This is a genomic window from Amycolatopsis jejuensis (assembly GCF_000717335.1).
Lineage (GTDB): Bacteria > Actinomycetota > Actinomycetes > Mycobacteriales > Pseudonocardiaceae > Amycolatopsis > Amycolatopsis jejuensis.
Map to the genome: position 1 here is coordinate 141022 of NZ_JNYZ01000016.1, position 22319 is coordinate 163340.

The following is a 22319-nucleotide window of genomic DNA, read 5'->3' on the forward strand; positions in this document are numbered from 1 at the left end:
CGTCTCCAGGAGGCCGACACTCGGGTCGGCTCGCGCCGGGCGGATCGCCTCCCATAGGCCAACACTCCGGTCACCTCTGGCGGCCGGATCGTCTCCGATAGGCCAACACCCATCTCGGGAGGCCTGGACCCGCCATCCAGGGACGGCACCGGACAGCTCGCAAAGGCTCGGCGTCGTCCTCACGCGGCGAAGGTTCTGCCGTCGCCACTCAGCGGCCAAACCGGGGAGCGCATCACAGAATGCCTGGTCAAGCGGCGGGCAGCCCTGCGAAATGCCTGATCAAGCGGCAGACCGCCCTGCGAAACGGCTGGTCGAGCTGCGGTGGTCAGTCCTTGCCCGGGCCTCCGCCGGTGTCGGTCACCACGATCAGCACCACGCGGTCGTCACTGGAGACCGGTTTGCCGCCGTCCTTGTTGACGGTTCCTGCGACCGCCAGTTGGGGGTTGACCATGCTCATGGCGGACAGCCGGCCGTACGTCGTGGGGGGTTTGCCCTTGCCGTCGAGGCTGACTGACGGTTTGCCGGTGACGGCGCCGTCCCGGTTGACCGGTACGTTCTGCAATCCCGTCGACGATGCGATGCCGAGGATGCCGTTCGCGTCCACGAAATCGACGCAGCCGCCAAGGGCCGGGCGGTCCGGCCAGGTCCACGCGGGCGTTGTGAGGGACTGACCGGCCTGCAAGCGGTACACGGCATCGGGGCCGTCGGCGGGGTGGTCGGTCACCCACATGCGCTTTCCGTCGGGTGATCCGCAGAGGCCGCCGGGGGAGTGCAGGCCCTTGGTGTAGACGGCGGATCCGGCGGAGGGGTTGCCCGGTGCCGGCTTGCCGGACGTGTCGATGCGCAAGACCTTGCCTGCCAAGGAGTTCGGATCCGCGGCTGCGGCCGGGTTGCCGGCGTCGCCGGTCGCGACGAGCAGGGCGCCCGATCCGTCGCTGGCCAGGGCTCCGCGGTTGCCGGTCGGGCCCTTCGGGATTCCGGTCAGCACGGGTTTCGGCGGTTGACCCTTGGCGAAGCGCACGACGCGGTTGTCGGTCGGCGTGGTGACGTAGGCGAAGACAAGCTGGTCTTCGACGTACGTCGGCGACAGGGCCAGGCTGGTGAGGCCACCGTCGCCATCGGCCTGGACGTCCAGTTGCGCGAACGGCGCCGCATCGTGTCCTGAGCTCGCCAGCAGGACGCGGCCTGTTTTCCGTTCCCCGGCGAGCGCCGCGGGCGCGGCTCCTTCACCCGGGAGGCCGGCGACTGCGGAAACCGTGTCCAGGCAGGTGGCGATGACGGCCTTGTCGAAGTCCTTGCAGCCCTGTGGCGGCGGGACCTGCGACGGCTGCGGCTGGGCCGGGCCGGAGCGAGGGCCGCTGCCGGAGTCGTCGCCGTTTTCCTGCACCTGCGGTGGTGATTCGGGGCTCGGGACCGGCGCCGGGGTGAACGTCTGCCCGGCTGCGGTGTCGTCGAACCGGGCGCAGCCGGAAAGCACGAGGCTGCCGCAGGCGAGGAGAGCCAGCGGCGCCGACCACCGGAACCGGGTACGCATGATGACTCCAGCGTAGGTGGCGCGGCGTGAGCCACTCGTAAGTGGTTACCTTGGTGATCATGACAGTCACCGTGCTGGTCCCGGACGACGAGGGCGTCGCGGCGTTGTCCGAGATTCCGCTCGTCCACGTGGTGCGTTACGACCGGAGCGGTCCGTTGCCGCCGGAGGCCGCGAAGGCCGAGGTGCTTGTCCCGGGCTTCGCGCCGTCCGGCGACGAATTCTGGCACGACCTGCCGAACCTCAAGCTCGTGCAACTCCTCACCGCCGGCGCGGACGATTGGATCGGGCGCCTTCCGGACGGGGTCCTGCTGTCCACCTGCCGCGGCGCGCACGGCGGCAGTACAGCGGAATGGGTGGTCGGCGTCCTGCTGTCGATGTACCGGAATCTGGACGTTTACGCGACGGCGCAACGGGCGGGGCGCTGGGCACCTCAGCCGTCCGACACTTTGCAGGGTCAGCATGTGCTGATCGTCGGAGCGGGGGACGTCGGACGGCAGTTGCGCAGGCGGCTGGAGCCCTTTGACGTCCGGTGCACGATGGTCGGGATGTCGGCGCGCGAGGGCGTGCACGGGGTCGATGAGCTCCCGGATTTGCTGCCGCACTACGACGTCGTGGTCATGATGGTCCCCCTCACGTCACGGACGCGGGGCATGGTCGACGCTCGTTTCCTCGCGGCAATGCGGGACGGCGCGGTGCTGGTCAACGCCGCTCGTGGGCCGGTGGTGGTCACCAATGCGCTGGTCACGGAACTCGCCACTGAGCGGCTACGGGCGGCACTCGACGTGACCGACCCGGAGCCGTTGCCGCCCGGCCATCCGTTGTGGACAGTGCCGGGCCTCCTGTTGACACCGCATGTCGCGGGCGCGGTGCGGGGCGTCCGGCGGCGTGCTTACGTGGTGGCCGCGGCGGAGATCGCCCGGTACGCTGGTGGAGAGCTACCTGGCAACCTCGTGCGCGGCGAATACTGATCATTTCTTACCGGTCATTCCCTCAGGGTGAACCCTGAAAGTGCCCCTGACCTCGGCGCGCTCGCTCGCAGGCCACGCCTGGATCCCTTAACCTTCGCCCGTGACCAGTCAAGGGGACGACTACCAGACCAGCCTGCTGTCCGACGTCGAGGACTCCACCGGCAACGACCACGACGAACCCCGGCAGGGCGGCCTGGGCCTCGGCCTGCTGGTCCTGCGCCTGGGCCTCGGCGTGATCATGGGCGCGCACGGGCTGCAGCACCTGTTCGGCGCGTTCGGCGGCCCTGGTGTCGGCGGGTTCGCGCACGTGCTGGAGACGTTCGGGTACCACAAGCAGACCACGCTGCTGTCCTGGATCACGGGGATCACCGAGATCGCGGGAAGCGCGCTGGTGATCGTCGGGCTGTTCACCCCGCTCGCCGCGGCGGGGCTGCTGGGGGTGGCGGCGAACGTCGTCTACGCGAAGTTCCACGGCGGCTTCTTCGAGGGTTCCGGGCAGGGCTGGGAGTACGAGCTGCTGCTGGGGGTGTGCGCGCTGACCCTGATCTTCACCGGCGCGGGGCGGCTGTCGTTGGAACGGAACACGCCTTGGCGGAAGCGGCCGTTGCCGCTGGGGCTCATCTCTCTGCTCTTGGCCGCGGCGGCGTCGGTGGTGGTCATCGTCCTGACTCGGTGACGGCCGGGCGGTCGGGTGTAGTCGATCGGTGGCAGCGTTGGGTGCGCCGATCGGGACGCGGCGCGGTGTCGCTGCGCCGATTTGGCTGCGGGTGGTCGCCGGTCCGGGCAGCTGGAGCGCGTTGCCGTTTGGGGGCGACAGCCTGGTCAGAGTGGATATTTCGTCCGGTGGACGGCCAGCGGGCGTGTAGGGGCATCGGTTGGTTGGCTGTAGCCGTTCATGTGCGCGGGCTTGCCGAGAATGTGAGCGCACGTCGAGACCGGCGTGATCGATTGTCGAGATCGGATGAGTGTGCGCTGACACCACGCGAGTGCTCGGAAACCGAGTGGGCGTCTGCCACAAAACGGCGACAGGGCCCGCTCCGCCAAGGAAACGGGCCCTGTCGCCGATGAATGTCCTTCAGGGGCGTCGGATGAAGAACGCTCAGGATCCGCGAAGGACCCTCAAGATCATCAGCGAGAGATCGAAAGATCAGCGGTTCGGGTCGCGCACCGCGCCCGTGTCTGCCGACGTTGCCATCCGGGCATACGCCCGCAGTGCCGAGGTGATCGGACGCTGCCGGTCCTTCGGGTGCCACGGGCGTTCCGACGTGTCCATCTTCGCCCGGCGTTCGGCCAGGACCTCCGGCTCGACCAGGAGTTCCAGGCGACGTTCGTGGATGTCCAGCACGATCTGGTCACCGTCCTCGACCAGGCCGATCAGGCCGCCCGCCGCGGCTTCCGGTGAGATGTGTCCCACCGAGATGCCCGACGAACCGCCGGAAAACCGGCCGTCGGTGATCAGGGCGCACTTCTTGCCGAGGCCCGAGCCCTTGAGGAACGCCGTCGGGTGCAGCATTTCCTGCATGCCGGGGCCGCCTGCGGGGCCCTCGTACCGGATCACCAGCACCTCGCCCGGCTGGATTTCCTTCTTGAGGATCGCCGACACGGCGTCCTCCTGGCTTTCCAGCACCCGTGCCGGACCCTGGAAGTGCCACAGGTCCTCGTCGATGCCCGCGGCCTTGATCACTGCGCCGTTCTCGGCGAGGTTGCCGCGAAGGATGGCGAGGCCGCCGTCCTTCGTGTAGGCGTGCTCGACGTCCCGGATGCAGCCGCCGTCAGCGTCGGTGTCGAGCGACGACCAGCGGTTTTCCGTCGAGAACGCCTTTGTCGTGCGGACGCCGCCGGGCGCGGCGTGGAACAGTTCGAGCGCCTTTTCCGACGGCGACTCGGCGCGAACGTCCCACTCGTTCAGCCAGCCGGCCAGGTCCGGCGCGTGGACCGCGTGGACGTCGGTGTTCAGCAGGCCACCGCGGTACAGCTCGCCGAGGATGGCGGGGATTCCACCGGCGCGGTGGACGTCCTCCATGTGGTAGTCGGAGTTCGGCGCGACCTTCGACAGGCACGGCACCCGTCGGCCGATCTCGTCGATGTCGCTGATCGTGAAGTCGACCTCGCCCTCCTGCGCGGCGGCGAGGATGTGCAGCACGGTGTTGGTGGACCCGCCCATGGCCATGTCCAGCGCCATCGCGTTCTCGAAGGCCGCCTTGGTGGCGATCGAGCGTGGCAAGGCCGACTCGTCATCGGACCCGTACCAGCGCTGGCACAGCTCGACGACCGTGCGGCCGGCGTTGGCGAACAGCTCGCGCCGGGCGGCGTGCGTCGCCAGCGTGGAACCGTTGCCCGGCAACGACAATCCCAGCGCTTCGGTGAGGCAGTTCATCGAGTTCGCGGTGAACATGCCGGAGCACGAACCGCAGGTCGGGCACGCGGAACGCTCGACGGCGGACAGGCCCTCGTCGTCGATTGCCGAGTTCGCGGACGCCGCGATGGTGGTGATCAGGTCCGTCGGCGCTTGCGCGATCCCCTCGACGACCACGGCCTTGCCCGCCTCCATCGGCCCGCCGGAGACGAACACGGTGGGGATGTTGAGCCGCATGGCGGCGTTCAGCATGCCCGGCGTGATCTTGTCGCAGTTGGAGATGCACACGAGCGCGTCGGCCTGGTGCGCGTTGACCATGTACTCGACCGAATCGGCGATGATCTCGCGCGACGGCAGCGAGTACAGCATGCCCGAGTGGCCCATCGCGATGCCGTCGTCGACGGCGATGGTGTGGAACTCGCGCGCGATGCCGCCGGCTTCGGCCACCGCCTCGGCGACGATCTCGCCGAGGTCCTTGAGGTGCACGTGGCCGGGCACGAACTGCGTGTACGAGTTGGCGATCGCGACGATCGGCTTGCCGAAATCGCTGTCGGTCATTCCGGTCGCACGCCAGAGCGAGCGTGCGCCCGCCGCGTTGCGACCGTGGGTGGTGGTCCGGGAACGGAGGTGCGGCACGGCATTCTCCCAGGTCAGAAGGCTGGACCAGGCGGGTCGATGAGGCGGTCCCGCAAACTGGTCCTACCAATTCTACTCCCCGGCTTTGCCCTCGGCGCCGCCGGTCTCGGTGCGGGCCCGCTTGGCGTCGTCAGCGGGAGACGAGGCGGCGGGCGTTGCGGGTTCCGCGGGGGCCGGTGGGTCGGCAACCGTGGACGGGGGTGTGGAGTGCATTTCGCCACCAGTGGGCGACGGTGCGAAGGCAGTTTCGCCGTTGACGGGCGACGGCGTGGACGGCGTTTCGCCATTCATCGGCGACGGCGCGGTGAGTGGCTCGCCGCTGACAGGCGACGGTATGGAAGATGTTTCGCCACCTGCGGGTGCCGGACCGGCGGGCGTGTCGCCACCAGAAGGCGACGGCGTCTCGACATCAGCGGGCGAAGGCGCGGCGGTCGTTTCGCCATCGATGGGTGACGGCGCGGAGGATGTTTCGCCACTGGCAGGCGACGGCCCGACGGGCGTTTCGCCACCAGAAGGCGACGCCTCGGCGGGCGTTTCGCCACCAGAAGGCGACGGCGCGCCAGACCCCTCAGCTTCCCCGGACTCCGACGCCGACGCCTGACCCGTCAGCTCCTCATCACTCAGCACCCCGGACGGGTCCTGGATCTTCCCTTCACTCACCAGCGCCAGCACCGGAAGGTGCCGTGTCCGTACTGTGGGAAGGCTGATCTGCGTGTCATCCCCCAGAACGGCCCGGACTCGCGCCTTGCCGGTGATCGCCAGGCCTTTGAGCGACGACCACGGCAGGTCGCGTTTCCCGAAGACTGTCCGGACCTGCAGGCCCTCCCGCGTCGCGACCGTGCGCGTGCGGGCGACGAACACGAGCAGCGCGAGCGGGAACACGTACAGCCATTGGAATCCGCCGATCTCGCCGAGTGCGACCGGAGTCACACAGATGGTCAGGAGACCGATCGCCAGGTACGCCGTGGTCGGGATACGGAAAACGGCCCTCCGGCCCTCGTCCGTGCGCTGGTGCTGCTCTTTCTTGGCCACGCAGGGAATGGTGCACCGCCGCCGGGAGTGACCTGCGCCCGGGTCGCGCGCGGGCATTGCGGGAGGGAAAACGGGGCAGTACTGGCTGCCCACGATGCGGAACTGCCGTCCCGTAGAGTTGACACTCGCCCGCACGCGCGACTAACGTCAGCGCCGTGACAACGCAGACCGGCATCGTACTTCCCCAGCGCGTCGACGCTTAGGAAGTCTCCGCTGCGTCGACGCGCGACCCTCGTGCGACCTCACGGTCGGCGGGGGTTTTTTGTTGCGTGAAACCGGTTCCCCGACCGGAAGTACGGCCCAGACAACCCGAACGAGTGACACCGAGAACCCACGAGGCAGAACCGATGACCAGTGCCACGTCGCGCAGCGACGCGAAACCCGGGCCGACCGCGCCCGGCGTCCCAGGAGCACGTCCGAAGCCCGCCCCTCCGGCAGGGACCCCGGTGCGCGTCACCGGTGCGCAGTCCCTCGTCCGCTCGCTCGAGGCGGTCGGCGCGGAGGTCGTATTCGGCATTCCGGGTGGCACCATTCTTCCCGCCTACGACCCGCTCCTCGACTCGGTCAAGGTCCGGCACGTCCTCGTCCGGCACGAGCAGGGTGCCGGCCACGCTGCCACCGGGTACGCGCAGGCGACCGGCAAGGTCGGTGTCTGCATGGCGACGTCCGGCCCCGGCGCCACGAACCTCGTCACCCCGCTGGCCGACGCCAACATGGACTCGGTGCCGGTCGTCGCCATCACGGGGCAACAGTCGCGGGCCCTCATCGGCACCGACGCCTTCCAGGAAGCCGACATCTGCGGCATCACCATGCCGATCACCAAGCACAACTTCCTCGTCACCGATCCGGCGGAGATCCCGCGGACCATCGCCGAGGCGTTCCACCTGGCAAGCAGCGGCCGACCCGGCCCGGTCCTGGTGGACATCCCCAAGGACGTGCTGCAGGAGATGACCTCGTTCTCCTGGCCGCCCGAGCTCCGGCTGCCCGGCTACCGTCCCACGTTGCGCCCGCACGGCAAGCAGGTCCGCGAGGCCGCGAAGCTGATCGCGAAGGCGCGCCGGCCCGTGCTGTACGTCGGTGGCGGCGTGATCAAGGCGGAGGCGTCCGAGCAGCTGCTCGAGCTGGCCGAGCTCACCGGCATCCCGGTGGCGACCACGCTGATGGCGCGCGGAGCGTTCCCCGATTCGCACCGCCAGCACGTCGGCATGCCGGGTATGCACGGTTCGGTCGCCGCGGTCGCGTCGATGCAGCGGGCGGACCTGCTGATCGCGCTCGGCGCCCGGTTCGACGACCGGGTCACCGGCCAGCTGGAGTCGTTCGCGCCGGAGGCGAAGATCGTCCACGCGGACATCGACCCGGCCGAGATCTCCAAGAACCGCAAGGCGGACGTGCCGATCGTCGGCGACTGCAAGGAGATCATCGGCGAGCTGATCGACGCGGTGAAGGCCGAGTTCGACCAGGGCCGTCCCGACCTCGCGGACTGGTGGACGCAGGTCGATTCGTGGCGCGAGGACTACCCGGCCGGTTACGAGTGGCCCGATGACGGCTCGCTGTCGCCGCAGTACGTCATCGAGCGCATCGGCGAGCTCGTCGGCCCGGACGCGGTGTACGCAGCGGGCGTCGGGCAGCACCAGATGTGGGCCGCGCAGTTCGTGAAGTACGAGAAGCCGCGTACGTGGATCAACTCCGGCGGCCTCGGCACCATGGGCTTCGCCGTGCCGGCCGCGATGGGTGCGCAGTTCGGTCTCCCGGACACGCCGGTGTGGGCGATCGACGGCGACGGCTGCTTCCAGATGACCAACCAGGAGCTCGCGACCTGCGCCATCGAGGGCGCGCCGATCAAGGTCGCCGTGATCAACAACGGCAACCTGGGCATGGTCCGCCAGTGGCAGAACCTGTTCTACTCCGAGCGGTACTCCAACACCGACCTCGGCACCCACAAGCACCGCATTCCCGACTTCACGCTCCTGGCCGAGGCGCTCGGCTGCGCCGGTCTGCGGTGCGAGACGAAGGAGGACGTCGACGCGACGATCCGGCGGGCGATGGAGATCAACGACCGCCCCGTCGTGATCGATTTCGTCGTGGGGAAGGATGCCCAGGTGTGGCCGATGGTGGCCGCGGGCACCGGGAACGACGAGATCATGGCCGTCCGCGGCATCCGGCCGTTGTTCGACGATGACGAGGTCTCGCAGGAAGCCGCCGAGGCCGCCGCCGCGGAAGGAGAACAGGCATGACCGTGCACACGCTGAGCGTGCTGGTCGAGAACAAGCCCGGCGTGCTCGCCCGGGTCTCGGGACTGTTCTCCCGGCGCGGGTTCAACATCGAGTCGCTCGCCGTCGGGCCCACGGAGAACCCCGAGGTGTCCCGCATGACGATCGTGGTCGCCGTTGAGGAGCTACCGCTCGAACAGGTGACCAAGCAGCTCAACAAGCTGGTGAACGTGATCAAGATCGTGGAGCTGGAATCGGGCACTGCGGTGCAGCGCGAACTGCTGCTCGTCAAGGTCCGGGCCGACGCCACCGTGCGCAGCCAGGTCCTTGAGACCGTTCAGCTCTTCCGCGCCAAGGTGGTGGACGTCTCGCCGGAGGCGCTCACCGTCGAGGCGACCGGGACGTCGGACAAGATCGGTGCACTGCTGCGGATGCTGGAGCCGTACGGCATCCGTGAACTCGTGCAGTCCGGCATGGTCGCGGTGGGTCGCGGGGCCCGCTCGATCACCGCCACTTCTCCCCGCTGACCCAGTTTTCGTGCAGTACAGAGAGGAAGTAGTACCTCCCATGGCAGTGGAAATCTTCTACGACGACGACGCCGACCTGTCGATCATCCAGGGTCGCAAGGTCGCCGTGATCGGCTACGGCAGCCAGGGTCACGCCCACTCGCTGAGCCTTCGCGACTCGGGCGTCGACGTCCGCATCGGCCTGCCGGAGGGGTCGAAGTCCCGGGCCAAGGCCGAGGAGCAGGGCCTGCGCGTGCTGACCCCGGCCGAGGCGTCCGCCGAGGCCGACGTGATCATGATCCTCGCGCCGGACACGAAGCAGCGCTTCATCTACACCGACGACATCGCGCCCAACCTCAAGGACGGCGACGCGATCTTCTTCGGCCACGGCTTCAACATCCGGTACGACCTGATCAAGCCGCCGGCCAACGTCGACGTCGCGATGGTCGCTCCGAAGGGCCCGGGTCACCTGGTCCGCCGCCAGTTCGTCGACGGCAAGGGCGTGCCCTGCCTGATCGCGGTCGAGCAGGACGCCACCGGCAACGCGCAGGCGCTCGCGCTGTCCTACGCGGCGGCCATCGGCGGTGCCCGCGCGGGTGTCATCAAGACCACCTTCACCGAGGAGACCGAGACCGACCTCTTCGGCGAGCAGGCGGTGCTCTGCGGTGGCGCGTCGGCGCTGGTGCAGACCGGGTTCGAGGTGCTCACCGAGGCCGGGTACGCCCCGGAGATCGCGTACTTCGAGGTGCTGCACGAGCTGAAGCTGATCGTCGACCTCATGTACGAGGGCGGCATCGCGCGCCAGCGGTACTCCATCTCCGACACCGCCGAGTACGGCGACCTCACCCGCGGCCCGCGCGTCATCTCGCCGGCCGTGAAGGAGGAGATGAAGAAGATCCTCGGCGAGATCCAGGACGGCACGTTCGCTCGCGAATGGGTCGCCGAGGACGAGGCCGGACGGCCGAACTTCACGAAGCTCGAGGAGCAGGGCAACCAGCACCCGATCGAGGCGACGGGCAAGAAGCTGCGCGACCTCATGTCGTGGGTGGACCGGCCGATCACCGAGACCGCCTGAGTCTTGCTGTTTCGGAGGCCCCGTCGTCCTTTTCGGGCGACGGGGCCTTCTTGTGTCCTGGGAGTTGTCTCCGGCAGTTTCGCGGACGGCGGATACGCTGTGCCGATGAGCCGGCCGACCGATGACAAGGCACACATCCGGCACGAACTCGACCTGACCGGAGCGTCGTGGATCCGCGCCGAGCCGGCGGGGGTGACCTTGGAGCACTGTGCGGAGTACGCCTTCGTCCCGCATTCCGACGGCGTGACTTACGTCGCCGTCCGGCAGCCGACCGATCCCGGCCGGGCCGTGCTGGTCTTCACACCCTCGGAGTGGGACGCCTTCGCCCGCGGCGTCCGGGACGGCGAATTCGACCTGCCGGGCTGACCCGCGATCCTCCGGCGTTTGACCTTGACACTGTGACAAGGTCTTCACTGGTCGCCGGAGGTGATCCAGATGAATCCGACCCACTACGCGCGGCTCGTCGAGGCGCTGGCCGCCGCGGACTCGTCGACCCGGCTGCAGGCGGCTTTGGCCGTCGGCACGCATCCGGACGACCCCGGCCTGGTCGACGTACTCGTCGCCCGCTGCGCGATCGAGCCGGACTTCTTCGTGCGCGACATGCTCACCTGGGCGTTGATCCGCTTTCCGACGGCGATCACGGTGCCCAAGGTCGTCGCGGAGCTGCAGTCCGAGCATGCGCAGGCTCGAAGCCAGGCGTTGCACACGCTGTCCAAGATCGGGGACCGCACGGTGTGGCCCGCGATCACCCGATCGTTGCTGCGAGACGGCGACGACGAGGTCGCGCGAAGTGCTTGGCGGGCTGCTGTCGTCCTGGTGCCGGACGGGGAGAAGGCCGCGCTGGCCTCGGACCTGACCGCACAGCTCGGTCGCGGTGATCGGAACGTGCAGCTGAGCCTCAGCCGCGCATTGATCGCGCTCGGCACGGTGATCGAGCCCGCCTTGGAGACCGCGCTGACCAGCGCCGACCCGGTGGTCCGCGCGCATGCGGCCGTCACCGAGCGGCTCCTGCGCGACCCGGACGCGGGGTTCGACCAGGCCGTCGAGGAGGCGAAGCGGATCGTCGCGCTGGGTCCCGAACGCACTCGGGAAGCGGAAGCCGCGTGCTGATCGGTGAGGTCGCCCGCCGCTCGGGGGTGAGTACCCGGATGCTCCGGCACTACGACACCCTCGGGCTGGTGCGGCCCACCGGCCGCACGGTGGGCGGTTATCGCGAGTACTCGTCCGACGACATCCGCCGGATCTTCCACGTCGAGAGCCTGCGGTCGCTGGGACTGTCGCTGCGGGAGATCGGCCGCGCGCTGGAGGACCCGGCTTTCGTACCGTCCGCGCTGGTCGGCGACCTGATCCGGCGGACTGAAGAACGGTTGAAACGGGAGCAGGAGCTGCTCGACCGGCTTCGCGCGGTCGATGCGTCGGCGCCGTCGGGATGGGAGGGCGCGCTGCGCATCGTCGAGCTCCTCCGCGGGCTCGCCTCGCCCGGCGCCGCCCGGCGGCAGCAGACCGTCCTGGCCCCGGGCGAGGAGATGCCTGTCCCCGCTGAAGTCCTGGCCAGGGCAGTCTTGGCGGAAACCGACCCGAACGTCGCGGGCGCCTTGCGATGGGCCCTCGCCCGCTCCGGCGACGACGGCGTGGCAAGCGTGACACCCGGGTTACGCTCGGAAAACGCCGAAATCCGCCGCCGCGCAGTCCTGGCAATCGCCGAACTACCAGGCGACGCCGCGACGGCGGCGCTCACAGACGCACTCGCCGACCAGGACGCACCCGTGCGCCGCCACGCTGCGCTGGCGTTGGGCGCCCGAGGGGCAACGGCCGCCGAACCGACGTTGGTCGCGATGGTGGTCGAAGGGGTGAACGACGTCGAGGCGTCCGAGGTACTGGCGACATTGGCGGTGGAACCTGGTTCGCTGGACCGGATTGTCGGCGTTTTGGCTTCCGAGGTGGCAGCGCATCCGGCGGATTCCGCGGTACGGATCCGGTTGGCGCAGGCACTTGCCGAGCTGCCTGGGTCGGTTGCGTTGGGTGTCCTGGAGGAGCTGGCTCGGGACGGGGATCGGGCGGTTGCTTTGGTCGCTTCCGCGTTTGTGCGGGTGGTGGGGGAGCGGGGGCGTTCCGGCCCGGGTGGGTCGGGGACTCGGTGACGTCGGGGCTGGGCTTCGGGTGGTGGGCTCGGGGTGATGGGGCTTCGGGGGCCTGGGCTCCCGGGGTTGGGCTGCGGAGTCTGGGCTCCCGAGGTTGGGCCTCAAGGTCTGGGCTTCCGGGTCCGGGGCTCCCGGGGTCTGGGCGTCAGGTGGTGAGCTTCGGTGCTTGGGCTCCCGTGGGTTGGGCTTCGGGGTGATGGCCTTCGGGGTCTAGGCTCCCAGGATCGGGCTTCGCGTCATGGCGAGCGTCTGGTCACGGGCATCAGGCGCGGTGTTGATCGGCTGGTCGCGGTTGATGGTGGGCGACCCAATGTTTCCGCAGTTCAGAGGCTTTTGCCGCGAAACGGCGACGGCCATTGCCTGGGCAGTTGCCCCGAAGCGGCGACTCGGGGTGTGATAGTCGGAGTCGCTCTTGAACCGGTGGCGGGACCCATGGTGCCGCGGAGTTCGCCGAGCGGCGACGACGGCTGTCTGCGGTCCGCCGGTGAGTGGCAGATCGGGCTTGGGCTGGCGTTGCCATCGATCGGCGACGGGGCCTGGAACCCGCCTGCGCCTGACCTCGCTGGCCTGACGACCCAGCCTGACACGACCCAGCCTGGCCTGATTACCCAGCCTGACCTGGCTGGCCTGGCCTGGCGACCCGGCCTGACCTGGCTGGCCTGGCCTGATTACCCAGCCCGACCTGGCTGGCCTGGCCTGACGACCCGGCCTGACCTGGCTGCCCGGCTTGCGCCGGCGGTGCCACCTGCCCGGCGTACCCGGCTCGCCCGGTGGGCGCCTGGGGAGGTGTTGCCGTTATTCGGCGACCCGGGCGATCAGTTCGGGTAGCTGACCCGTGGCGGCGGCCATCGCCAGGTGGTCGCCGTAATCGCGGGATCCGATTATCTGACCGTCGCGGATGCGCATGGCGAAGATGTTGTTCAGCTGGAATGGCGTGCCCGCCGCGGTTTCGCCGACGTAGGTGGACTCGCCGATGATCACCTCCGGGTCGGTGCTCAGGTGAAGGACGAGGTCGGTCACCTCGATGTCGAGACCTGAGTCGGCGCCGGCGGCGAAGTGGGTGCGGAGGTCGTCTCGGGTGCGGAGGACGGGGGCGCCGGGCAGGAACGGGTGGCGGACATCGGTCTTTTCCGCGTACAGGTCCGGCAGTTCGGACCACCGTCCGTCGGACACGCCGAATACGACTTGCCGGAACACTCCCTCCCGGCTGTCCGGGGGCCCGGATTCGGCCGGGCGTGGCGCGATGGGAGGCGGCTCGTACGCGGGGGCTTCTGCATATGCCTCGAGCAGTCCGGTTGTCGCATCCTGGACTGCGGCGAGCTTGAGGTAATCGTGGTAATCCCGTGTGTGCACAAGGAATCCGTCGCGGGCACGTAGTACCTGGATGTTGGCCGTCTCGATCGTCCGGCCGGTGCGCAGCGATTCCGCGGTGTACCGGTATTCGGCCACGACCACCTCAGGATCAGTGGTTTCGTGGACGATCACGTCGTGCCGCTTGAGCCGGAGGGTCTGCCCGAGGCCGCTGACGAACCGGTCGTGCACCGCGGCGCGACCCTCCAGCCGTCCTGGACGCGGCACCGCGCCCGGGTGTTCGACGACGGTGTTCTCCGCATAGAGCTGCGACAGTTCGGCGAAACGGCCCTCGGTGATGCCGGTGGAAAGCCGGTCTAACAGTTCGTGCGCGGTGGCCATGGGTCCTCCCGGTAGAGGTCAAACGGAGTCGTCGGTCCGGTACGCGTTCACGATACGGACTGACGACTCCGTTTGTTCACTGAAGGCGAAGGTCAGCGGAGGCGGTGTAGCAAATCCTGCGCAGCGGGGCTGTCGCATGCTTCTGCCCAGCCTTCGGGAGTGCTGTCCCAAAGAGCGTCGCGGGCGGTCAGGTCTGCGCCGGCGTTCGCCAAGATCTCGATGACCTCCAGATGGTCGCCTTGGGCAGCCAGATGCAGCGCGGTCACGCCGACGCCGTGTTGCGGCCCGCCGAAGGTGCCGACCTGGTTGACGTCCACGCCGAGCGACAGCAACGTCTCTGTTGCCGCTGAGTGGCCACGGGCTGCTGCCCAGGTCAGCGCGGTGCCACGGTAGACGTCGGCGTTCAGGTTCGCGCCGCGCGCCGCCAGGGTGCGCAAGGCTTCGGTCCGGTCGTTGCGGGCTGCCCAGCTCAGTGACTCGTCGAGGATCTCCGTCGGATGGTCGCTCGGACGCCAAAACGGGAAGCCGCTGTGCGGGCGATAGAACTCGCGGTGCGCACCGGCCGCGGGCGCGAGTGTCCCTTTCGGACTGACGAGTTCGTCCAGCAGCGTCGCGTCCCCGAGACCGGCGGCCACCCGGAGGTTGTGCGGGGACTTTTCGTGCGTTGCCAGTTTTTCGGCGACAGCCTGGTTTCCCCAGAACAAGGCCACAATCAGCGGGGTGCCGCCGTCGCCGCGGCCCGACACGTCGAGTGGTGCGCCGGTTTCGAGGAGGACGTCGGCGATGAGTGGCATGTTGCTGTACGCGGCCTGGTGCAGCGCGGTCCACCCGTGCGCGTTGGCCCGCGCGGGGTCGGCTCCGTGGTCGAGCAGGATGCGTACGAGACGCTCGTCGTGCGTCGCGGACGCCATGCCGAGCAGGTCGTTGCCGTTGGTGCCGCGGGCGCTCGCGAGGTGCGGTGCCTCGTCGAGCAACGCCGTAAGACTGTCGACGTCGTGGGCTTCGACCAGCTGATATGCCCGTGAGAACGGTTCGCCGTTTTTCGGCAACTCCGCGACGTGCGCCCGCAGCGCCCGCCAATTCCGGAACCCGTGCTCGCGCGCGACGACAGTCAGCGCACCGGTCCGGTTCAACGGCTGTTCGTGCCGTTCGAACGCCTCGCGGGCGCCCGGAGTCCCGTCCTCCGCGGACGCGAGGAGCCCACCGGCGCGGCCGCGGTAGTGCTCGACGTCTTGGTGGTAGGCGTGCTGGACGTCCGGCCCGTATTCGGCGATCCGGCGAACGTACGCCTGCAGCTGCGGCCAGCTGGGGAAACCGTAGCGACGGGCAACGCGGAATTGCGCTTCCGACAGGGCGACGGACTCGGCGCGGGCGAGTTCCTTCGCCTGCTTGCGAAGCTGGCCGAGGTCGGGTCGTGCGGGCAGAGCGGTCATCGGGGTCCTTCCTTCCCTCGTGCGCCCGTGGTCCGCCGGCACCGGGCAGGGAAGAAGGAGATCGCTCGGCAACTCGTGAATCGGGGGTGGGCTCGGCCCTTTCCGCGGACAGGACGCGGCCCCTGCCGCGCGAAGGCCACTGTAGCGCAGGCGGTCGTCGGGCGGCGGTGATGCGGTGCCAGGAGCGGTGACGTCTGTCTTCCGGCCGGGCTCCGGAAACCGGAGCTTCCGGCGAGGTGGGTGTGAACTGTGTTTTCCAATGCTCTGCGGGAAAGATCCGGCAACACGGGATCCGGTGGTTCGGCGCGGTGGCCCGGGTGATGGTGGGGGAGGGGGAAACGGTCGGATGTGGTGGGAGTTCGGTCAACCGGCTATTCGCTGGGACTGGATATGGCTGGGTGGTTGTTGGATCGGTGGGGGAACGGGCATGTCTGGGTGAACGGGCGTTAACGCCGGATGGGTGGGGACCGGACACGACGGGTGGGGACCGGACACGTCTGGGCCGATGGTTGTCAGGGTCCGCGAGGTGAGGGCGGACATAGAGGTTAGGGCGGACATATCTGGGCGGACGGGCGCCAGCGTCGGATGGGTGAGGTCAGCGCGGCACTGGGCGGTACAGATCAGATCAGCGCGGAGTCGCTGGGCTTGGACGACGCCGCGGGTTTTGGTGGATAACCGCGGGCCGCTCTTGGAGCACGACCGGAACCACGCCGCCGGGAAGCCCGCCTGCGAGCCTGATCAGCCCACAGCCGAGCCAGCCCAGCCCGCAGCCGAGCCAGCCACCCACGCCCAGCCAGCCCAGCCAGCCCAGCCACCCACGCCCAGCCAGCCCAGCCACCCACGCCAAGCCAGCCCAGCCAGCCCAGCCAGGTCAGCTCAGCCAACCCAGCTCAGCTCAGTCAGCCACCCCAGCCAAGCGAGGTCAGCTCAGCTCAGCCAAGCACGTCAGCTCAGTCAGCCACCCCAGCCAGGTTGGTCCATCCAGCTAGCTCAGCCCGGTCCACCCAACCCCACCCAAGCCCCGTCCACTCGCCCAAAGAGGAAACAGAGCAAAAAGGACTCCCCGTCCACCCCGTCTCACTCTGTGGACACCTGTGCCGAACAACCCAGCCACCGGCCCCGCCCGCGACACTTCCCTTGCCCCGCACCGCATCCCATCTCCACGCACCAACCGCCCGCCAGCCGGCAGGGGGCCGAGTAGCCGCCGGATTGCCAGGACGTGGCCAACGTGGGGCGCGCGACGGCGGCCCGCCCGGTTAAACTCCGGCCCATCCGGGCACAACGGCGTGCGCCGCAGGTAGAGCGTCCTCGATTTCGTGACCAGATAGTGGGAGCTGCATCGTGACCAAGCCCAGCAAACCCGTCGTCCTCATTGCGGAGAAGCTTGCGCCCTCCGTGCTGAGTGTGTTCGGTGACGAGGTAGAGGTCCGGCATGTGGACGGTACCGACCGTCCCGCGCTGCTCGAGGCGGTGAAGAGCGCCGACGCGCTCCTGGTCCGATCCGCGACCAAGGTCGACGCCGAGGTGCTCGGGGCGACCACTCAGCTGAAGGTCGTCGCGCGGGCCGGGGTCGGGCTGGACAACGTCGAGGTTCCGGCCGCCACCGAGCGTGGCGTGCTGGTGGTCAACGCGCCGACGTCGAACATCGTTTCCGCCGCTGAGCACGCCGTTGCGCTGCTGCTCTCCGTCGCGCGCCGGGTGCCTGCGGCCGACCAGAGCCTGCGGGGCGGGGCGTGGAAGCGCAGCTCGTACTCGGGCGTCGAGATCAACGGCAAGACGATCGGCGTCGTCGGGCTCGGCAAGATCGGGCAGCTGTTCAGCCAGCGGCTCGCCGCGTTCGGCACCAAGATCATCGCGTACGACCCCTACGTCTCGGCCGCGCGCGCCGGCCAGCTGGGCATCGAGCTGGTCACCCTCGACGAGCTGCTCGAACGCGCCGACGCGATCTCCATCCACCTGCCGAAGACGCCGGAAACCAAGGGCCTCATCGACGCCGAGGCGCTCAAGAAGACCAAGCCCGGCGTGATCATCGTCAACGCGGCCCGCGGTGGACTGATCGTCGAGGAGGCGCTGGCCGACTCGATCCGCAGCGGCCACGTCGGCGGCGCGGGCATCGACGTTTTCGTCACCGAGCCGACCACCGAGAGCCCGCTGTTCGACCTGCCGAACGTCGTGGTCACGCCGCACCTCGGCGCGTCCACCGCCGAGGCGCAGGACCGTGCGGGCACCGACGTCGCCCGGTCCGTGCTGCTGGCGCTGCGCGGCGACTTCGTGCCGGACGCGGTCAACGTGTCCGGCGGTGGCGCGGTCGGCGAGCACGTGCGGCCGTACCTGGCGCTCACGCAGAAGCTCGGCCAGGTGCTCACCGCGCTGAACCCGAAGGCGCCGACGTCGGTGACCGTCACCGTCAAGGGCGAGCTGACCAGCGAGGACACCTCGGTGCTGCAGCTGGCGGCGCTGCGTGGCCTGTTCGCCGGCGTGGTCGACGACCAGGTCACCTTCGTCAACGCACCGCGGCTCGCCGAGGAGCTCGGGGTGCAGGTGGAGCTCGTGACCGAGTCGGAGAGCCCCAAGTTCCGCAGCCTGGTCACCGTGCGCGCGGTGCACGGCGACGGCGCGACGCTCACCGTGTCCGGGTCGGTCACCGGCAAGGACGAGGTCGAGAAGATCGTCGAGGTCAACGGCAGGCACTTCGACCTGCGCGCCGAGGGCGACGTGCTGCTGCTCGAGTACCCGGACCGCCCCGGCGTGATGGGCCGCGTCGGCACTCTGCTGGGCGAAGCCGGGATCAACATCGAGGCGGCACAGATCAGCCAGACCACCGACGGGTCCGACGCGGTGATGCTGCTGCGCGTCGACCGGCACGTGGACAGCAACGTCCTCGAGCCGATCGGGGCCACCGTCGGCGCGCACACCATCCGCGCGGTCGACTTCAGCTAGACCCGGAAGACGGCCCCTTTCCCCGTCCGGGGGAAGGGGCCGTCTTGTTTGTTCACCCGTACCGGCAACATTCGCATAACGGAGCTTTTTCCGCACGAAAGTAGGTGTTTCGGGCGGCTAGGTTCTTGCCGCGAGGCTGAACCACGCGCCGTGAGAGCACGGTGCGGCGCCGGTGCTCACCCGTCGGGGGTGCTTGTGGTGGGGAGTGCGGGCAGGTCGTGATCCGGGCCTCGAGAAGGGGTTACTGATGAGCAGAACCCGGTTGCCCGGGTGGGTCGCCCGATCGGTGGTCGTGGGCTCCGTGGTGGTACTGGCGGCGGCGGTCGCCGGGGTGCCTTCGGCGTCCGCGCAGGGGGCACCTCTGGCCGAGCCGGTCGCCCCGGCCAAGGTCGACGCGGGCAAGGTCCAGGGCAAGCTCTCGCCGCGGCTGAGCGCCGCGCAGGGGCAGATCACCGCGTTCGTCGAGCTGGCCAAAAAGCCCGCTGTCGACGCGTTCAAGGCCGAAGAGGGCAAGGGCAAGGAGAAGGCCAAGGAGGCCGCGAAAGCGGCGAAGGCCGAGGTCGCGGCGGCGGTCAGCTCCGTGGTCGGCCAGCTGCGGTCCGCGGATGCCGGGACCAAGCTGGTCACGCAGACGGCCAACGCCATCGCCGGTGCCGTGGTCACCGCGGACGCGGCCGAGATCCGCCAGCTCGCCGAGCGCCCGGACGTCGTGTCGGTGCGCACGGTCGTGCCGAAAAACCGCACCAACGCAAGCTCCGAGCAGCTCACGAACACCCTCGTCAGCTGGCAGAAAACCGGCAAGCTCGGCGACAACATCCGCGTCGGCGTGATCGACGATGGCATCGACTACACCCACGCCGACTTCGGCGGCCCCGGTACGCCCGAGGCGTACAAATCGATGGACCGCACCAAGCCGTCGCCGCTCTTCCCGAGCGCCAAGGTGGTCGGCGGGACCGACCTCGTCGGCGACGACTACGACTCCGCGGGCAAGACCGGATCGCCGACGCCCAAACCGGACCCCAACCCGATCGCGTGCGGCGAGCACGGCACGCACGTCGCGGGCACGATCGGCGGCTTCGGCGTCAACGCCGACGGCAGCACGTTCACCGGCGACTACCGGAAGCTGGACAAGCAGTCCCTCGACGCCATGCGGATCGGGCCGGGTACCGCGCCGAAGGCATTGCTGTACGCGATCAAGGTGTTCGGCTGCAAGGGTTCCACCAACGTCACCGCGCAGGCGCTCGACTGGGCGCTCGACCCCGACGGTGACGGCGACTTCACCGACCACCTCGACGTCGTGAACCTTTCGCTGGGCAGCGACTTCGGCGCACCGGACGACCCCGACTCGCTGTTCGTCCGCAAGCTCGCGCAGAACAACGTCCTGCCGGTGATCTCGGCGGGCAACGGCGGCGACATCAACGACATCGCCGGTTCGCCGGGCAACACCCCGGAGGCGCTCACCGTGGCCAGCAGCCGCGACGCGGGCGAGCTGCGGGACGCCATCGAGGTCAAGGCGCCGGTCGCCGGACAGCAGCCGGGGCAGTACAGCCAGGACTTCACCGGGTACGACACGCTCGACCTCACCGCGCCGGTGGTCCCGATCTCGGCGGCCAACAACGCGGGTTGCACCGCCTATTCCGCCGAGGACAAGGCGAAGGTCGCGGGCAAGATCGTCTGGCTGGAATGGGACGACAACGACGCCACGCGCGCCTGTGGCTCCGCGGCGCGGGCCAACAACGCACAGGCGGCAGGCGCCAAAGGTGCGCTGCTTTCGTCCACTTTGGAGCATTTCGGGGCGGGTATCGCGGGTAACGCGGCCGTGCCGATGTTCCAGCTCACCGGCAAGGCCACGCAGGCGGTACGGCCGGGCCTGACCGCCGGAACCCTCAGCGTGCGCCTGTTCGGCGCCGGACGGACGACGCTGCAGACCTACGACCAGTCCATTGTGGACACCCCGAGCTCGTTCACTTCGCGGGGCGGGCGCGGTCCGTCGGTCAAGCCGGACGTCGCGGCGCCTGGCGACACGATCACGTCGGCGTTCCGCGGCAGTGGCAACGGACGGCTGGTCATTTCGGGCACGTCGATGGCGGCGCCGCACACGTCGGGGATCACAGCGCTGGTCCGCCAGGCGCATCCGGACTGGAGCGTGGAGGAGGTCAAGGCGGACGTCGTCGGCACGGCGGTGCATGACATCAACGACGGCGCCGGGCACGTCTACGGCCCGCAGCGGGTCGGCGCGGGCCGGATCGACGCGAAAGCCGCGCTGGACAACCAGGTTCTCGCATATGTGCAGGACGACCCGGGCGCGGTGAGCGTCACGTTCGGCACGGTCGAGGCGGGTGGTCCGGTCACACTTTCGAAGACCATCAAGGTGGTCAACAAGGGTGTGAAGCCGGTCGAGTACTCGGTGGGCTACGAGGCGGTCAACAACCTGCCGGGTGTCGAGTACACAGTGGACCAGAGCTCGGTGAAGCTGAACCCGCGCGGCGTCGCGAAGGTGAAGGTGACGCTGAAGATCACCGACCCGAAGGCGCTGCGCAAGGTGCTCGACCCGACGATGGCGTCCGCGCAGGCCGGGCTGGCCAGGCAGTTCGTGGCCGACGCCTCGGGCCGCGTCGCGTTCACCCCGAAGAACGGCACGACCGTGCCGCTGCGGGTGGCTGTGTACTCGGCGCCGAAGCCGGTTTCGGCGATCACCACGCCGGGTGGTGTGCGGTTCGGCCCGAGTGCCGACCAGGCGGTGCTGAACCTGGGCGGCAAGGGCGTCGACCAGGGCAGCGGCGCTCAGCGGTACCGCTCGCTGATCAGTGTGCTCGAGCTGCAGGCCGAATCGCCACAGCTGCCTGAGTGCGACGCGAACGTCACGGCCGACTGCACGCTCAACCGCACTGCCAAGGGCGGCGACCTGAGGTATATCGGTGCGGCGTCCACCGCCCCGCTCGCCAAGGCGCAGGGGGAGCCGGAGAACGCGGTGCTGGCGTTCGGGATCACGACGTGGAGCGATTTCGCGAACCTCGGCAGCAACACGGTGCCGTTCGTGGACATCGACACCACCGGTGACGGCAAGCCGGACTTCGAAACCTTCGTGACGAAGGCGACGGGGACCGACGTGCTGCTGGTCAACACGGTGTCGCTGACCAAGCCCGGCTTCCCGTCGGTCGATCTGCAGGCGATCAACGGACAGCTCGGCGACGTCGACACGAATGTGTTCGACTCCAACGTGATGGTGCTGCCGGTCAGCATCGCCGCGCTCGGGATCGACCCGAAGAAGCCGACGCACCGGATCAGCTACACGGTCGGCACCAGCGGGTACTACGTTGCGCCGGGTACCACGAACGGGTTGATCGACCAGGTGAGCACGCCGCTGTCGTTCGACGCGCTCGCGCCGGCGTACTCGGTACAGGGTGGCGGCGACGCGGCGCTGGGTTATGTCGCGAAGCCGGGTACAGCTCTGGTGGTCAACCGCAACAAGGCCGCCGTCGCCGGGGACAAGGCGAAGGGCCTGCTGGCAATCGAACACCACAACGCGGCCGGGCAGCGCGCTTCGGTCGTGCGGATCGAATCGGCGGTTCCACGCGGCTGACGCTTCACCCGTTCAGGGGAACTTGACCTGCGCCGCGGAAGTGGCCGCATTTCGGGACGCGGGGGCTTTCCCAGGCTGTCCGGCCTGGGAAAGCCCCCGTTTCCGTTCCCCCGAACAGGTGTCTCACCCTGTGGGAGGATGCGGCATAAGGGTGGTGCGGGTACGGCGGCCTGTCTACGGCCGGTAACCTTCCGCTGCTGGCGTTTTTGTGCG

General features: G+C 69.1%; 15 protein-coding genes. 10 read left to right on the forward strand and 5 right to left on the reverse strand.

Annotated features, from left to right (window positions below; translation table 11 throughout):
• Window positions 1-325: 325 nt before the first annotated feature.
• Window positions 326-1534: a PQQ-dependent sugar dehydrogenase gene (locus tag OO71_RS23355; protein WP_033291988.1), complete on the reverse strand. Its 1209-nt coding sequence runs from the start codon at window positions 1532-1534 to the stop codon at window positions 326-328.
• 59 nt (window positions 1535-1593) lie between these two features.
• On the opposite strand from OO71_RS23355, the gene OO71_RS23360 reads away from it, so the two are divergent.
• A complete protein-coding gene (locus OO71_RS23360; RefSeq protein ID WP_033292032.1) occupies window positions 1594-2502 on the forward strand; it encodes a 2-hydroxyacid dehydrogenase in 909 nt (302 codons plus the stop codon).
• A gap of 100 nt (window positions 2503-2602) precedes the next feature.
• The gene (locus OO71_RS23365) at window positions 2603-3178 is read left to right on the forward strand and encodes a DoxX family protein (RefSeq protein WP_084145208.1); all 576 of its coding nucleotides are present in this window, start codon (window positions 2603-2605) and stop codon (window positions 3176-3178) included.
• A 471-nt stretch (window positions 3179-3649) separates the two neighbouring features.
• On the opposite strand, the gene ilvD is transcribed toward OO71_RS23365, so the two are convergent.
• Complete coding sequence (gene ilvD, locus OO71_RS23370; protein WP_033291989.1) at window positions 3650-5494, reverse strand: dihydroxy-acid dehydratase; 1845 nt, start codon at window positions 5492-5494, stop codon at window positions 3650-3652.
• Between the two features lie 72 nt (window positions 5495-5566).
• Window positions 5567-6526, reverse strand: a complete 960-nt coding sequence (locus OO71_RS53145; protein ID WP_342669946.1) for a PH domain-containing protein — start codon at window positions 6524-6526, stop codon at window positions 5567-5569.
• Window positions 6527-6873: 347 nt separating this feature from the next.
• On the opposite strand from OO71_RS53145, the gene OO71_RS23380 reads away from it, so the two are divergent.
• The 6 genes from OO71_RS23380 to OO71_RS23405 all read left to right on the forward strand — a co-directional run bounded on the left by OO71_RS23380 (window position 6874) and on the right by OO71_RS23405 (window position 12458).
• Window positions 6874-8760: an acetolactate synthase large subunit gene (locus OO71_RS23380; protein ID WP_033291990.1), complete on the forward strand. Its 1887-nt coding sequence runs from the start codon at window positions 6874-6876 to the stop codon at window positions 8758-8760.
• Window positions 8757-9263 (forward strand): acetolactate synthase small subunit, encoded by a 507-nt coding sequence (gene ilvN, locus OO71_RS23385; protein ID WP_033291991.1) that lies wholly within the window; start codon window positions 8757-8759, stop codon window positions 9261-9263. Before OO71_RS23380 ends, ilvN begins: the two co-directional genes overlap by 4 nt.
• 40 nt (window positions 9264-9303) lie before the next feature.
• Window positions 9304-10317: a ketol-acid reductoisomerase gene (ilvC, locus tag OO71_RS23390; protein WP_033291992.1), complete on the forward strand. Its 1014-nt coding sequence runs from the start codon at window positions 9304-9306 to the stop codon at window positions 10315-10317.
• A gap of 105 nt (window positions 10318-10422) precedes the next feature.
• Window positions 10423-10683, forward strand: a complete 261-nt coding sequence (locus OO71_RS23395; RefSeq protein ID WP_033291993.1) for a DUF397 domain-containing protein — start codon at window positions 10423-10425, stop codon at window positions 10681-10683.
• 69 nt (window positions 10684-10752) lie between these two features.
• Window positions 10753-11427 (forward strand): HEAT repeat domain-containing protein, encoded by a 675-nt coding sequence (locus OO71_RS23400; RefSeq protein WP_033291994.1) that lies wholly within the window; start codon window positions 10753-10755, stop codon window positions 11425-11427.
• Window positions 11421-12458, forward strand: coding sequence for a MerR family transcriptional regulator (locus tag OO71_RS23405; RefSeq protein WP_033291995.1), 1038 nt, complete (start codon window positions 11421-11423; stop codon window positions 12456-12458). The genes OO71_RS23400 and OO71_RS23405 overlap by 7 nt, the downstream gene beginning before the upstream one ends.
• Before the next feature lie 795 nt (window positions 12459-13253).
• Here OO71_RS23405 and OO71_RS23410 read toward each other — a convergent pair.
• Together OO71_RS23410 and OO71_RS23415 are read right to left on the reverse strand one after the other, a co-directional pair.
• Window positions 13254-14150: a nuclear transport factor 2 family protein gene (locus tag OO71_RS23410; protein ID WP_033291996.1), complete on the reverse strand. Its 897-nt coding sequence runs from the start codon at window positions 14148-14150 to the stop codon at window positions 13254-13256.
• A 92-nt stretch (window positions 14151-14242) separates the two neighbouring features.
• Window positions 14243-15583 (reverse strand): ankyrin repeat domain-containing protein, encoded by a 1341-nt coding sequence (locus OO71_RS23415; protein ID WP_033291997.1) that lies wholly within the window; start codon window positions 15581-15583, stop codon window positions 14243-14245.
• A 1341-nt stretch (window positions 15584-16924) separates the two neighbouring features.
• Here OO71_RS23415 and serA point away from each other — a divergent pair.
• Window positions 16925-18523: a phosphoglycerate dehydrogenase gene (gene serA, locus OO71_RS23420; protein WP_033291998.1), complete on the forward strand. Its 1599-nt coding sequence runs from the start codon at window positions 16925-16927 to the stop codon at window positions 18521-18523.
• A gap of 247 nt (window positions 18524-18770) precedes the next feature.
• On the forward strand, window positions 18771-22106 hold the full coding sequence (locus OO71_RS23425; RefSeq protein ID WP_033291999.1) for a S8 family peptidase: 3336 nt from the start codon (window positions 18771-18773) through the stop codon (window positions 22104-22106).
• The last annotated feature ends 213 nt before the right edge of the window (window positions 22107-22319 follow it).